Annotated in this window: 12 protein-coding genes and 3 pseudogenes; 8 read left to right on the forward strand and 7 right to left on the reverse strand. The window is 63.8% G+C overall.

Annotation, left to right across the window (positions count from 1 at the left end; all coding sequences use genetic code 11):
• Window positions 1-84: 84 nt before the first annotated feature.
• The 3 genes and pseudogenes from ACVWW3_RS12295 to ACVWW3_RS12305 all read right to left on the reverse strand — a co-directional run.
• Window positions 85-411, reverse strand: coding sequence for an NIPSNAP family protein (locus ACVWW3_RS12295; protein WP_247349208.1), 327 nt, complete (start codon window positions 409-411; stop codon window positions 85-87).
• A gap of 237 nt (window positions 412-648) precedes the next feature.
• A complete protein-coding gene (locus tag ACVWW3_RS12300; protein WP_456652018.1) occupies window positions 649-993 on the reverse strand; it encodes a nuclear transport factor 2 family protein in 345 nt (114 codons plus the stop codon).
• Window positions 994-1,032: 39 nt separating this feature from the next.
• Window positions 1,033-1,425, reverse strand: a pseudogene (locus tag ACVWW3_RS12305) (RidA family protein); the annotation flags it as partial.
• A 47-nt stretch (window positions 1,426-1,472) separates the two neighbouring features.
• On the opposite strand from ACVWW3_RS12305, the gene ACVWW3_RS12310 reads away from it, so the two are divergent.
• Window positions 1,473-2,306 (forward strand): ArsR/SmtB family transcription factor, encoded by an 834-nt coding sequence (locus ACVWW3_RS12310; protein WP_456649898.1) that lies wholly within the window; start codon window positions 1,473-1,475, stop codon window positions 2,304-2,306.
• Between the two features lie 78 nt (window positions 2,307-2,384).
• Here the strand turns inward: ACVWW3_RS12310 and ACVWW3_RS12315 are convergent.
• From ACVWW3_RS12315 to tpiA, 3 genes and pseudogenes are all read right to left on the reverse strand, one after another.
• A pseudogene (locus ACVWW3_RS12315) lies at window positions 2,385-4,017 on the reverse strand (CTP synthase).
• Between the two features lie 167 nt (window positions 4,018-4,184).
• Window positions 4,185-4,571 (reverse strand): preprotein translocase subunit SecG, encoded by a 387-nt coding sequence (secG, locus tag ACVWW3_RS12320; RefSeq protein WP_247349211.1) that lies wholly within the window; start codon window positions 4,569-4,571, stop codon window positions 4,185-4,187.
• Window positions 4,572-4,738: 167 nt separating this feature from the next.
• Window positions 4,739-5,497: a triose-phosphate isomerase gene (gene tpiA, locus ACVWW3_RS12325; RefSeq protein ID WP_456649897.1), complete on the reverse strand. Its 759-nt coding sequence runs from the start codon at window positions 5,495-5,497 to the stop codon at window positions 4,739-4,741.
• 223 nt (window positions 5,498-5,720) lie between these two features.
• On the opposite strand from tpiA, the pseudogene ACVWW3_RS12330 reads away from it, so the two are divergent.
• The 4 genes and pseudogenes from ACVWW3_RS12330 (at window position 5,721) to moaC (ending at window position 9,990) form a co-directional block, all read left to right on the forward strand.
• Window positions 5,721-7,620: pseudogene (locus ACVWW3_RS12330) on the forward strand (SurA N-terminal domain-containing protein).
• Window positions 7,621-7,638: 18 nt separating this feature from the next.
• Entirely contained in the window at window positions 7,639-8,652 is a 1,014-nt protein-coding gene (gene trpD, locus ACVWW3_RS12335) for an anthranilate phosphoribosyltransferase (RefSeq protein ID WP_247349214.1), read from the forward strand.
• A 7-nt stretch (window positions 8,653-8,659) separates the two neighbouring features.
• Window positions 8,660-9,478, forward strand: coding sequence for an indole-3-glycerol phosphate synthase TrpC (trpC, locus tag ACVWW3_RS12340; RefSeq protein WP_247349215.1), 819 nt, complete (start codon window positions 8,660-8,662; stop codon window positions 9,476-9,478).
• Window positions 9,478-9,990, forward strand: a complete 513-nt coding sequence (gene moaC / locus ACVWW3_RS12345; protein WP_456649895.1) for a cyclic pyranopterin monophosphate synthase MoaC — start codon at window positions 9,478-9,480, stop codon at window positions 9,988-9,990. Before trpC ends, moaC begins: the two co-directional genes overlap by 1 nt.
• Before the next feature lie 11 nt (window positions 9,991-10,001).
• Here moaC and ACVWW3_RS12350 read toward each other — a convergent pair whose 3' ends face one another.
• Complete coding sequence (locus ACVWW3_RS12350) at window positions 10,002-10,589, reverse strand: CGNR zinc finger domain-containing protein (RefSeq protein WP_456649894.1); 588 nt, start codon at window positions 10,587-10,589, stop codon at window positions 10,002-10,004.
• Window positions 10,590-10,727: 138 nt separating this feature from the next.
• Between ACVWW3_RS12350 and ACVWW3_RS12355 the strand changes: the two genes are divergently transcribed.
• Genes ACVWW3_RS12355 through ACVWW3_RS12365 form a run of 3 tightly spaced genes read left to right on the forward strand, consistent with a single transcriptional unit; the run spans window position 10,728 to window position 13,398 of the window.
• On the forward strand, window positions 10,728-11,294 hold the full coding sequence (locus tag ACVWW3_RS12355) for an amidase family protein (protein WP_456671974.1): 567 nt from the start codon (window positions 10,728-10,730) through the stop codon (window positions 11,292-11,294).
• Complete coding sequence (locus tag ACVWW3_RS12360; protein ID WP_456672403.1) at window positions 11,189-12,145, forward strand: amidase; 957 nt, start codon at window positions 11,189-11,191, stop codon at window positions 12,143-12,145. Before ACVWW3_RS12355 ends, ACVWW3_RS12360 begins: the two co-directional genes overlap by 106 nt.
• Window positions 12,142-13,398 carry an MFS transporter gene (locus ACVWW3_RS12365; RefSeq protein ID WP_456649892.1) on the forward strand — a complete coding sequence of 419 codons (1,257 nt, stop codon included), beginning with the start codon at window positions 12,142-12,144 and terminating at the stop codon, window positions 13,396-13,398. Before ACVWW3_RS12360 ends, ACVWW3_RS12365 begins: the two co-directional genes overlap by 4 nt.
• Window position 13,399 lies beyond the last annotated feature (1 nt).

Consider the following 13,399-nt stretch of genomic DNA (forward strand, 5'->3'; position numbering starts at 1 on the left):
GGGCGGATCAACCCCATTCGGCCCGGGCCCCCAGAATATCAGGGTTGCGCCCGGGCTCCCCACGATGCCCCTCGCCGGCGACCGCTACTTCACCGCCGAGAAGGCGGTCGGCGCCATGATCTGGCTGATGATGTTGCCGACGATCTGGCCGTCCGCCTCGCTCTCGGCGCGCGCTTTCATCCAGTCCGGATCGGTCATGAAGCCGGCCCACTTCTTCTCGCGCTCGGCGAGCGAGTCCCAGGCCAGAAAATAGGTCAGCTCCTGGTTGGATTCACCGATCAGCGTCGTGAAGAACCCGGCCTGCTTGATGCCGTGCTTTTCCCACAGCTTCAGCGTGACGGTCTCGAACCGCTTGAGCAGTGCCGGCAGGCGGCCGGGCACGCAGCGATAGATGCGCATTTCGTAGATCATTTGTTATCCTCCCTGACATTTCCCGTGATCTATAGCGGCTGCGTCTGAGACTGTCTTGTAGCTGGGCACACATGCCTCCCCTGCGAGCGATTGACTGCAAGGTCCGGGCTCTGGCAGTCGAAGGTCGACGCCGCATTGCGCAAGTGCACGCCGATGAACCTGGGTGATCCTCGTATTCGGGATCTTCGGCAGCACGACAACCACGAACTCGGGTTGCCGTCAAATCCGGGCCTATGCTCATCCCCGGGTGACGTGAGCGGCAACACAAACCCAGACGCCCCCTCGACGTGCCCAACTGTCGGTATATCGTCCGAGGCTGGCCGACCCATCGGCTCTGGTATAGGTCGTCCGTGCATGGACAATCGCCATATCACCCATGATCCGGATCCGCTCGTCCTCGTATCCCAAATTCGATATGGTTGCCGGCTTCGCGATTTGTTCAATGAACCCGGCACGATCAACCACTGATCCGTCAGGGTTGCTGTTTAGGAAGTCATCGCTCAGATGTTCGCGAAACCAATCGACATCCTTCAAGGCGACCGAGCGCATATAGCCCGCATTGAGATGCTTTAGTTCATTCATATCCCTTGCGGACGCCGACCGATCTTCCAGGTCGGATTTAATCGCAACACAATCGACCTCCACATCAAATTCACCCGGCCAGGAGGGCACCGTTAGAAATATGCGCGCAGGTGGCGAAACGGGGAAATAGCGTTGGTAGACGTCATTGAACGCATCGAAATTTGAACTATCAGGCGTGCAGTAGACATTGCATTTCACGACCTCCTGCAACGACGAGCCGGCAACCTCCAGGCAAAGTTTCATTTGGTCGAGCACGATCTCGGTTTGCTGCACGAACGGCAATCGCTTGACCTCACCGGTGACCGGATCAAATGGCGGGAGGCCTGAGACATAAACCGTCTCACCGGCGACCACGACGGGACAGATCGGTCCCTTCCGCCGTCGCTCCAAATACGTGGAAATGGGTTCAACTCTGATGGATTCGCGTTTCACGGCCGCCTCCTGCAAGACATATCGATCAAGTGGACTCAACACTTCCCATGCTGTCGCATCCGACGCGCTCATTGTCTCCGGTCGTGAGTTTGGTGCATGCCGAACTCACGTCGCTTGTTGATCCAATGCGGACGATGGTAGAGGAGGCTATGGTTGCAGCGGCGAATATGGTCGAGGTTGCAGCGCTCGTTGGCGATACGGCGCGCGCGACCATGTTGTCAGCCCTCATGGGTGGACAATCCTTGACCGGAAGTGAGCTGGCGCTTCTCGCACGAATTTCGCGACCGACGGCCAGCGAGCACTTGTCCAAGATGGTCGACGCCCGGCTTATCTCGGTAACCAGGAAGCGCAGCTACCGGTACTACCGTATTTCCTCACCACTGGTCGCCAGCATGCTTGAGAGCATCAAGTTGGTGGCTGCTCTCGAGGTTCCTCAGCGATATCAACCTCGATCCGCGCGTGACTCTGCGTTGCGGTTCGGTCGGACCTGCTACGATCATTTGGCGGGTCGATTGGGCGTTGCGATTGCGGACTCTTTGGTCGCCAGCGGCTGCATCGTTCTGGGTGAAGATGGTGGAGATGTCACCGATGCCGGCGCAAAGATACTGACGGAATTTGGCGTCGACCTGAGTCGAAAGCGCCAAAACAAGCGTATCTTTTGCAAGCCGTGCCTCGACTGGAGCGAGCGCCGATATCACATCGCTGGCCATGTCGGAGCCGAGATCCAACGATGCTGTATGGAGTTGAATTGGCTGGTTCGAGTGAATGATACACGGGCTGTGCAATTGACAACTGCTGGCCAGGCCGGGCTTCGCGACACCTTTGGCTTGGACAGGTTGGATCTTCAGATCGACCCGCCGAACGTCAGGGCTGGAGCGTGAGCACCCTGCTCCGCTGAACCCAAGATTAGCCGTTGGCATTCCGGGCGAGAACGGGTCAATCGTTCCGCGTGACAGTTGCTAGACGAGACGCGACTGCACCATCGCCGCCTGGATGAAGGAGGCGAAGAGAGGATGCGGCTCGAACGGCCGCGACTTCAGCTCGGGGTGGAACTGGACGCCGATGAACCAGGGGTGATCCTCGTATTCGACAATCTCCGGCAAGATGCCATCGGGCGACAGGCCGGAGAATTTCAGCCCGTGCTGCTCGAGGCGGTCCTTGTAGGCGGTGTTGACCTCGTAGCGGTGGCGGTGGCGCTCGGAAATCTCGGTCGCGCCGTCATAGACCTGCGAGACCCGGCTGCCGCGGTTGAGCGCGGCCGGGATAGGCCCCGAGCCGCATCGTGCCGCCGAGATCGCCGGCGTTGGAGCGCTTCTCGAGCTCGTTGCCGCGCAGCCATTCCGTCATCAGGCCGACGAGCGGCTCCTTGGTCGGGCCGAACTCGGTGGAGTTGGCGTCCTCGATGCCGACGAGGTTTCGTGCGGCCTCGATCACCGCCATCTGCATGCCGAAGCAGATGCCGAAATAGGGCACGCGGCGCTCGCGCGCGAACTGCGCCGCGCGGATCTTGCCTTCGGCGCCGCGCTGGCCGAAGCCGCCGGGCACCAGGATGCCGTTGACGTGCTCGAGGAAGGGGGCCGGATCTTCCTTCTCGAAGATCTCGCTCTCGATCCAGTCGAGATTGACCTTCACCTTGTTGGCGATGCCGCCATGCGAGAGCGCCTCGATCAGCGACTTATACGCATCCTTCATGCCGGTATATTTGCCGACGATGGCGATGGTGACGTCGCCTTCGGGATTGCGGATGCGCTCGTTGATCTGCTGCCAGCTCCGCAGCTCCGGCGGAATCCGCGAGCCGATGCCGAAGGCGGCGAGCACTTCGTCGTCGAGGCCTGCGGCATGATAGGCCTGAGGGACGGCGTAGATGCTGTCGGCGTCGCGCGCCTCGATGACGGCGCTCTCGCGCACGTTACAGAACAGCCCGAGCTTGCGCCGCTCCTCCTTCGGGATCTCGCGGTCGGTACGGCAGAGCAGGATGTCCGGCTGGATGCCGATCGAGCGCAACTCCTTGACCGAGTGCTGCGTCGGCTTCGTCTTCAACTCACCGGCGCTCGGAATGTAAGGCAGCAGCGTCAGATGAATGTAGATCGCGTGATCGCGCGGCAGTTCGTTCTTGAGCTGGCGGATCGCCTCGAAGAACGGCAGGCCCTCGATGTCGCCGACGGTGCCGCCGATCTCGACCAGCACAAAGTCGTAATCGTCGTTGCCGTGGAGGACGAAGTCCTTGATGGCGTTGGTGACATGCGGAACCACCTGGATGGTCGCGCCGAGATAATCGCCGCGGCGCTCCTTGGTGATGATGTCCTGGTAGATGCGCCCGGTCGTGATGTTGTCGGCCTTGGTCGCAGGCCGTCCGGTGAAGCGCTCATAGTGACCGAGATCGAGATCGGTTTCCGCGCCGTCATCGGTCACGAACACTTCGCCGTGCTGATACGGCGACATCGTTCCGGGATCGAGGTTGAGATAGGGGTCGAGCTTGCGGAGGCGGACCTTGTAGCCTCGGGCTTGCAACAGGGCACCGAGTGCCGCTGAAGCCAGACCTTTGCCGAGCGAAGAAACCACGCCGCCGGTGATGAATATGTACCGCGCCATGGGGCTTAACCTCTAATCCCTCGAATTCGATTCGCCAAAGCGATTCGTATTCCGCCCCAAAGATTCCGCGGGCCTGTGGGTGAGCCAAAAACTAAGAGTGGTGACAGAGCCTTGATGGGGATTGTTGATGCAGGACGGTAGAAGCCGCCCTGCATGGCCCCCCTGCTTTATTGCGAACGCGGTACCTGCGGGCCGCTCGGTGCCGGAGCCTGCTGCTGCTCATCCGCCTTCTTCAGCGAATCCAGGATACCGCCCGAGGTCGGCGGCGCGATCGGCCCGCCGCCGGCCGGCTGGCTCTGCGACGCCGGTGTACCGATGATCGACGAAGGCGCACGGTCGTAGCCCGCGTGCCAGGACAGGAACAAGCTGGTCAGGAAGAAGCCCGCGGCCAAGATCGCGGTGGTCCGCGACAGGAGGTTCGCGGTGCCGCGGCTCGACATGAAGCCTGCGCCACCTCCCATGCCGAGGCCGCCGCCTTCCGACTTCTGGAGCAGCACGGCGCCGATCATGACGCTGACGATCATGAGATGGATGACGATGACAACGGTCTGCATAGTGTCCTTCCGTCACAAGCCGACAGCGCCGAGAGGCGGCCGATCGTGCTTCGCGGGTTTTCCTGAAGTTGCGCGGTGTTACACGATCGGAAGGGGCATTGCCACCCCCATCGGCCGGGTCCTAAGGTTTGGAATTAGCCAGGGGCAGCCCTTAGTTGGAACAGCCTTTAGTTGGGACAGCCTTGGGCGATCGCAAGGAAATCGGCCGCCTTCAGGCTGGCCCCGCCGACCAGCGCGCCATTGACGTTCTTCACCGCCATCAGCTCGGCCGCATTCGAGGGCTTGACCGAGCCGCCATAGAGGATGCGCATTTTAGCGCCGTCGCCCCTAAACCTGGAGGTCAGGAATTCCCGAATAAAGCCATGAATCTGCTCGACATCCTGGGCCGTTGGGGTCAGGCCGGTGCCGATCGCCCAGACCGGCTCATAGGCCACGACCAGATTGGCGACGGTGGAGCCATCCGGCAGCGAGCCGTTGAGTTGGCCGCGCAGGATGTCCAGGGTCTGGCCGGCATCGCGCTGGCCCTGCGTCTCGCCGATGCAGACGATCGCCGTCACCCCCGCGCGCCAGGCAGCCTCGGCCTTCTGCCGGATCAGGGCATCGCCCTCACCGTGGTCGGCGCGGCGCTCGGAATGGCCGACAATGATGGCGGTCGCGCCCGCATCCACCAGCATTTCGGCGGCGATGTCGCCGGTATGGGCGCCGGAGGCCTTGGGATGGCAATCCTGGGCCCCGACTGCGACCTTCTTGCCGCGCGCCTTCTCGGCAAAGGCTACGATCAGGGTCGCCGGTGGGCAAACCAGCAGATCAGCCTTGCCGGCCACCTCTGCCGCACCATTAAGCATGGCGTCGAATTCGGCAGTCGAGCCCTTCAGCCCGTTCATTTTCCAGTTGCCGGCGATCAGCGGTCGAATGGCGTCGGTCATGTCAATTTCCAGCAAAATGAGGTTTGCGCATGCGCTAGCAGAGGTCCCGTGGCAGTTCCAGAGACCAGGGGCTTTTAACCGCATGGATCGAAAGCATGCTGGACCTGAGGTTGCGGGGGGAAAGCCGCCACTTTATGATGATCTATCAATTTGGTGACGCGCTTTTGCGGAATCTGCATTAAGACGCGCTCCCGTTCCCCTCCTGCCAAACAAGTTGGACCAAATGCTTCGAGGAATGCGCAAGGCCTCATCAAACTGGCTCGGCAAGACCATTATGGCCATCGTGATGGGCGTGTTGATCATCAGTTTCGGCGTTTGGGGCATCGCCGACATCTTCAAGGGCTTCGGGCAATCCACCGTGGCCAAGGTCGGCGGCACCGAGATTTCGCTGAACGAGTTCCGCCAGACCTATACCGACCGCCTGCAACAGATCAGCCGCCAGTTCGGCCGTCCGCTGTCGCCTGAGCAGGCGCGCGCCTTCGGCCTCGACCGTCAGGTGCTCCAGCAGACGATCGCGGAAGCCGCCCTCGACGAAGAGGCGCGTCGGCTCGGGCTCGGCCAGTCCGACGACCAGATCCGCCAGGTCATCATGAACGACCCGAACTTCAAGGGCGTCGGCGGCAGCTTCGATCCGAATCGCTTCCAGGCCGTGATCCGCAATGTCGGCTATACCGAGCAGCGCTACGTCTCCGAGCAGCGCAAGGTCTCGCTGCGCCGGCAGATCACCGGTACGATCGGTGCCGGCCTCGAGCCGCCAAAGACGATGCTCGACGTGCTGACGCGCTTCCAGAACGAGCAGCGCGCCATTGAATTCGTCAGGCTCGACGCAGCCCAGGCAGGCACCATCGACGCGCCCTCGCCCGAGGCGCTCGCCGCCTATTTCGAGGATCACAAGGTCCAGTTCCGCGCGCCCGAATATCGCAAGATCGCGTTCGTCGTGGTCTCGCCGGAGGAGATCGGCAAGTGGAGCGAGGTGTCGGACGAGGACGCCAAGAAAGTGTTCGACCAGCGCAAGGACCGGCTCGGCACGCCTGAGAAGCGCCAGATCCAACAGATCGTATTCCCCAATGCCGCCGAGGCGCAGGCCGCACGCGAGCGGCTCACCAGCGGGACGTCGTTCGAGGACCTCGGCAAGGAGCGCGGACTGAGCGCGTCCGATGTCAATCTCGGGCTCGTGACCAAATCCTCGCTCGATCCCGCGGTTGGAGACGCCGTCTTCGCGCTTCCCGCCGGTGAAATCAGCCAGCCGATCCAGGGCCGTCTCGGCACGTCGATCGTCAAGGTCGACAAGATCGAGCCGGGCAATGAGGCGAACTATGCGAGCGTCGCCGCCGACATCAAGCGCGAGATCGCCACCGAACGTGCGCGCGTCAAGGTCGCCGATCTCCGCGACAAGATGGAAGACGAGCGCGGCGGAGGTGCCAGCGTGATCGACGCGGCGCAGAAGCTCGGCCTCACCGCCGTGACCATCGACGCCGTCGACCGTTCCGGCCGCACCCCGAACGGCCAGCCGGTCTCCAACATCCCGCAGGGCCTCGACGTGGTGTCGCAGGCCTTCAACACCGATGTCGGTGTCGACAATGACTCGATCTCGTTCAAGGGCGGCTATGTCTGGTACGACGTGGTTGCCATCACGCCCTCGCGCGACCGCAATCTCGACGAGGTTCGCGACCAGGTCGAGGCGCGCTGGCCGGCAGGACCAGATCGCGACCAAGCTGAAGGCCAAGGCGACCGAGATGGTGCAGAAGCTCGAATCCGGCGGCAAGCTCGCCGACGAAGCAGCCGCGATCGGCGCCAAGGTCGAGACCGCCACCGGCTTCAAGCGCGATGACTCGCCCGCCAGCGTGCCCGCAGCCGTCGTGGCGGCCGCCTTTCGCGCCGCCAAGGACGGCGTCGGGCAGACGCCGGTGACCGGCGGCACCGAAGTGATCGTGTTCCGCGTCACCGACATCATCGATCCCACGGTCGACGCCGCCTCCGACGCGGTCAAGAAGCTGAAGGACAGCCTCGACCGCGCGCAGACCGAGGAGCAGATCGCTTCCTACGTCAACAGGCTCGAAACCGAAATCGGCACCACCATTAATCAGGCCGCCTTCGCGCAGGTGACGGGCGCGAACCAATAGAGCAGTTGAAAGCACGCGATGGACGACCTGAAATCGATCATTGGAAAAGTGGCGACCGGCGCCAGCCTGTCGCGTGACGAAGCGGCTTCCGCCTTCGACGCCATGATGTCCGGCGAGGCTACGCCCTCGCAAATGGGCGGCCTCCTGATGGCGCTGCGGGTGCGCGGCGAGACCGTGGACGAGATCACCGGCGCGGTCTCGGCGATGCGTTCCAAGATGCTCACGGTCGACGCGCCCGCGGACGCCGTCGACATCGTCGGCACCGGCGGCGACGGCTCCGGCTCGGTCAATGTCTCGACCTGCGCCTCCTTCGTCGTTTCGGGCACAGGTCTGCCGGTGGCCAAGCACGGCAACCGCGCGCTGTCGTCGCGCTCGGGCGCCGCCGACGTGCTGGCATCGCTCGGGGTGAAGATCGATCTGAGGCCGGATCAGGTCAGCCGCTGCGTGCGCGAATGCGGCATCGGCTTCATGTTCGCCCCCGCCCATCATCCCGCCATGAAGAACGTCGGCCCGACCCGGGTGGAGCTCGCGACACGCACGATCTTCAATCTGCTCGGCCCCTTGTCCAATCCGGCCGGCGTGAAGCGGCAGATGGTCGGCGTGTTCTCCAGGCAATGGGTGCAACCGCTGGCGCAAGTGCTCAAGAACCTCGGCTCCGAATCCGCCTGGGTCGTGCACGGCTCCGATGGCCTCGACGAAATTACCCTCACCGGCCCGACCTTCGTCTCCGCGCTACACAATGGCGAGATCCGGAATTTCGAGGTGACGCCGGAAGACGCCGGCCTGCCGCGCTGCGAGGCCGGTGCACTCAAAGGCGGCGACGCCGACGCCAATGCGATCGCGCTCCAAAGCGTGCTCGACGGCAAGCCGAGCCCCTACCGTGATGTCGCGTTGATCAACGCGGCTGCCGCATTGGTCGTGGCCGGGCGTGCCAGGGACCTCAAGGAAGGCGTCGCGATCGGCGCAAAATCGCTCGACAGCGGCGCGGCGAGCGCGCGGCTGAAACATTTGATCGCGGTCTCGAACGGCTGAGCCTGACATGTCGGACATCCTGACCAAGATCGAAGCCTACAAGCGCGAGGAAATCGCAGCCGCCAAGCGCGCGCAGCCGCTGTCGGCCATGGAGGCGCAAGCCAAGGCGCAAGCAGCACCGCGCGGCTTCGTGCGCGCAATCAAGGCCAAGCACGCCAGCGGCGACTACGCCCTGATCGCGGAGGTCAAGAAGGCCTCGCCGTCAAAGGGCATGATCCGCGCCGATTTCGATCCGCCGCTGCTCGCCAGCGCCTATGAGGCCGGCGGCGCCGCCTGCCTGTCGGTGCTGACGGACACGCCTTCGTTCCAGGGCCATCTCGACTTCATGGTGGCCGCGCGCGCGGCAACTTCACTGCCGGTGCTGCGCAAGGATTTCATGTTCGACACCTATCAGGTGGCGGAGGCCCGCGCGCACGGCGCCGACTGTATCCTGATCATCATGGCGGCGCTCGATGATGCCGCGGCAAAGGACCTCGAGGACGCCACCCTCGCCTACGGCATGGACGTGCTGATCGAGATTCATGACCACGCCGAGTTGGACCGCGCGCTAAAACTGCGTTCGCCGATGATCGGCGTCAACAACCGCAATCTGCGTACCTTCGAGACCACGTTAGCGACCAGCGAGACGCTGGCGCCGTTGATCCCCGGGGACCGGCTGATGGTCGGCGAGAGCGGCATCTTCACGCCCGCCGATCTCGCCCGGCTCGAGCGCGTCGGCATGTCGACCTTCCTGGTCGGCGAGAGCCTGATGCGGCAAGCCGACGTCACCGCTGCGACGCGCACGCTGCTCGCACGCGAGACCGCGCGCGCCACAGGCACGCGCTGATGGCGCGTAAGCGCGCAAAGGCCAATCCGACGAAGACCGGCCCCGCCCTCACTCATATCGGCGCCTCCGGCGAGGCGCGGATGGTTGACGTGTCCGACAAGCCCGCGAGCGAGCGGCTCGCGGTCGCGGAAGGACGCGTCGTCATGACCAAGGCGACGTTCGACCTGATCGTGTCCGGCAACGCCAAGAAGGGCGACGTGCTCGGCACCGCCCGCATCGCCGGCATCATGGCTGCCAAGCGCACTTCGGAGCTGATCCCGCTCTGCCATCCGCTCGCGCTGTCAAAGGTGACGGTCGACATCGAGCCCGACGCAAATCTGCCGGGCTGCCTCGTCCGCGCCATTGTGAAGGTCACGGGCCCGACCGGCGTCGAGATGGAGGCGCTCACCGCCGTGTCGGTCGCCTGCCTCACCATCTACGACATGATCAAGGCGGTCGAGCGCGGCGTGCGCATCGAGGGCATCCACCTGGTCGAGAAGCTCGGCGGCAAGTCCGGCCATTACCGCGCCTGATTGCCGCTGATCTATTTCGCCTCGCGCTGCCGCTCGCGATAGGCGCGCGTCTTCATCCGATTGCCGCAAAGCGTCGACATACACCACCGCCGCGTCGCCGGTTTCGACCGGTCGAAGAACACCCGGCGACATTCCTCCGAGGCGCACATCTTCAGCCGGTCCAGCGTTCCCACAAGCGTTGCGTTGTGTAGCTCGATCGCAATAGTCGACAGGCCGCCGAGCGCATCCGCGCGCATCGCCGATAATACTGCGCCGCAGCCAACCCGCGCCTCCACCCGCAACGGAAACGCCGCGAGCGCGTCACCGAGCGCGCCGAGAACCTCCTTGTTCCGGCGCCGCTCGGCTGGGTCGCATTGCAGATAGGCGCGTAGCGCTTCGCGCAGCCGCAGCGCGGTAGCGAACATCGCGGGCGTGATGCGCCCGCCGCCGAGGCCGCGCTCCTGCATCCAGTCCGCGATCTGCTTCATCCCGGCAATTTCGTCGCTCTGCGGGTGCTCCACACCGAAATGCGTGAAGTGGCGAACATCGAGCGTGTTGGCGAAATCGTAGACGTTCGCCAGCGCGTCGGGAACCTGGAATTTGCGTGACTCTTTCGACATCAGAATACCGGAGGAATTGGAACACCAGTAAAACATGTTTACCTGTTGACAGCAATAGACACCTGTATTCTATTTATACTGGTGTCGATTACTCGTTGAGACCGAGCGTCATTGCGATGACAAAAAATGGAGAACGCCGTGGCCGAAGCCCTGCACTATCTCGAACTCACCGAGCTTGCTGCACGCATCAAGGCGCGCGAAATCTCCGCGCTGGATGTGACGCGCGCGCAACTCGACCGTATCGACGCCCTGGACCGTGAACTCGGCAGCTACGTTCACGTGATGGCGGAAACGGCTATCGACGAGGCGAAAGCCGCGGATGCCGAAATCGCAAATGGCCAGTATCGGGGCCCGCTGCATGGCGTACCGATTGCGCTGAAGGATCTGTTTTGGACCAAGGGCATTCCGACGGCGACCGGCACTACGCTTCATCGCGATTTTCGTCCCGGTGAAGATGCGACCGTCGCGCGCAGGCTCAGGGATGCAGGCGCCGTGGTGCTCGGCAAGTTGCAGCTCACCGAGTGCGCCTATTCCGATCACCATCCGTTGGTGACGCCACCGCGAAATCCATGGAATCCGGATTACTGGCCGGGTATTTCATATCCAGCGGCTCGGCGGTTGCGACGGCCGCCGGACTTTGCTTCGGCTCGCTCGGCTCCGACACCGGCGGCTCGATCCGCTGGCCCTCCGCCGCCAACGGCCTGACCGGGCTGAAACCGAGCTGGGGCCGCGTCAGCCGCCACGGCACGTTCGAGCTGGCCGCGACGCTCGACCATATCGGACCAATCGGCCGCAGCGCTGTCGATGCCGGCGTGCTGCTTGGGGTCATCGCCGGACACGACCCGAACGACCCGATGTCGCTGCTCAATCCGGTGCCGGACTATCTTGCCGCGGCCGCACAGGACGTGCGGGGCTTGCGGATCGGCGTCGACGCTGCCTGGAACAGCGAGGACGTGGACGTTGCGACACAACACGTGTTGGCGGATGCCATTGATGCTTTCCGCGCGCTTGGCGCCCACACCGTCAACGTCAGATTTCCCGACGTAAGACAGGCGATCACCGACTGGACCCCTAATTGCGCGGTGGAAGCTGCGGTCGCGCACGAGGCGACCTATCCTGCCCGCAAGAACGAGTATGGTCCGATCCTCGCCTCGCTGCTCGAGGCTGGTCGCGCGCTCTCCGGTCTCGATTATCAGAAGATCCTGCTGCGGCGGCTGGCACTGCGCGGCCAGGTGACTGCGCTGTTCGAGACCATCGACCTGCTGCTGATCCCGGTACACCCTTTCGCGCCGTTGACGCTGACCATGATCCGGACGCTCGGCGAGCAGCCGGATCTGATTGCGAAGCTGCAGCGCTACACCTGCGCGTTCGACATGACCGGTCATCCCACGATCACGCTACCAGGTGGTGCATCGACGGACGGACTGCCGATCGCGTTCCAGCTTGTTGCCGCCCATCTCGACGAGGCCACGCTGGTTCGCGCTGGCGCAACGTTCCAGCGTGTCACGTCCTGGCATCGTCGCCATCCTTCCCCCACCTCGCGGAGGCAGCATTGACCACTCCATTCATGCCCGCTGGGCGAAGCATCTTCCACGGCTGGTTCGTCGTCGCGGGGGCATTTGCCGTCATGTTCGTCGGCTTTGGTTCTGTCTACACATTCAGCGCATTTCTAGAGCCGCTCCAGCGCGATTTCGGCGCCTCCCGCGGTTCAATCTCGCTGGTGTTCTCGATTGCGGGCTTTCTGTACTTCGCCCTCGGACTCGTCAGCGGCCCTCTCGCCGACCGGCTCGGTTCGCGTCCACTGGCCGTCGCGGGCATGATCCTGATGGCGGTTGGACTAGCGGCCGCGAGCGCTGCACGTTCCCTCGTGGAGGTCTATCTCGCCTACGGGCTCGGCGTCGGCCTCGGCGTCGGCTGCGCCTATGTTCCAGCAATCGGCGCGGTCCAACGCTGGTTCGTCAAGCGCCGCGGCTTTGCCTCTGGGCTCGCGGTGAGCGGCATCGGGCTCGGTACGCTGGCGATGCCGCCGCTCGCCTCATTGCTGATCGCATCGACGGGCTGGCGCGGCGCTTATCTGGTGCTGGGCGCGATCGCGCTGGTGCTAGGCGGCGGGATGTCGCTGCTCATCGAGAACGATCCGAAGGACCGCGGCCTCCGACCCGACGGCGATCCGCCTTGCGATTCGGCGGACGCAAACAACGCCGGCGGCGCCTCGGTGCGCGAGGCCGTCCGGTCGACGCGGTTTATCGCCCTTTATGTATCGTGTCTGGTCTGCTCGTTCGGCGCCTTCGTTCCATTCGTTCATCTCGTGCCTTACGCGCGCGATCACGGGGTCGCGGCGTCCTCTGCCGTGCTGCTGCTCGGCGTGATCGGGGCCGGCAGCACCGCGGGCCGCTTCTTCCTCGGCGCGGTCGCCGACCGGATGGGCCGCGACCGCTCTCTGATCATGGTCCTGATCGGAATGGCGTTCGCGATGGCGATCTGGGCCATTGCCGCTGATGTCTGGGCCCTCGCCGCCTTCGCCTTCATCTACGGCGTGTTCTACGGCGGCTGGGTCGCGGTGCTACCCTCTGTTGTCATGGATTATTTTGGCGGACGCAACGTCAGCGGCATCATCGGCGTTCTCTACACCAGCGTTGCCTTCGGGACGCTGGTCGGCCCGAGCGCTGCCGGCTTCGCCTATGATGCGAGCCACAGCTACGCGCTGCCGATCCTGATCAGCGCCGCCGCGAACATCGTCGCGGCGCTGATCGTTGTGGCGATCCTGGGGCGCCGCAGCACGCGGACGATCAACGCAATGAAGAGCTGAT

It is taken from the genome of Bradyrhizobium sp. LM2.9, from assembly GCF_054056555.1.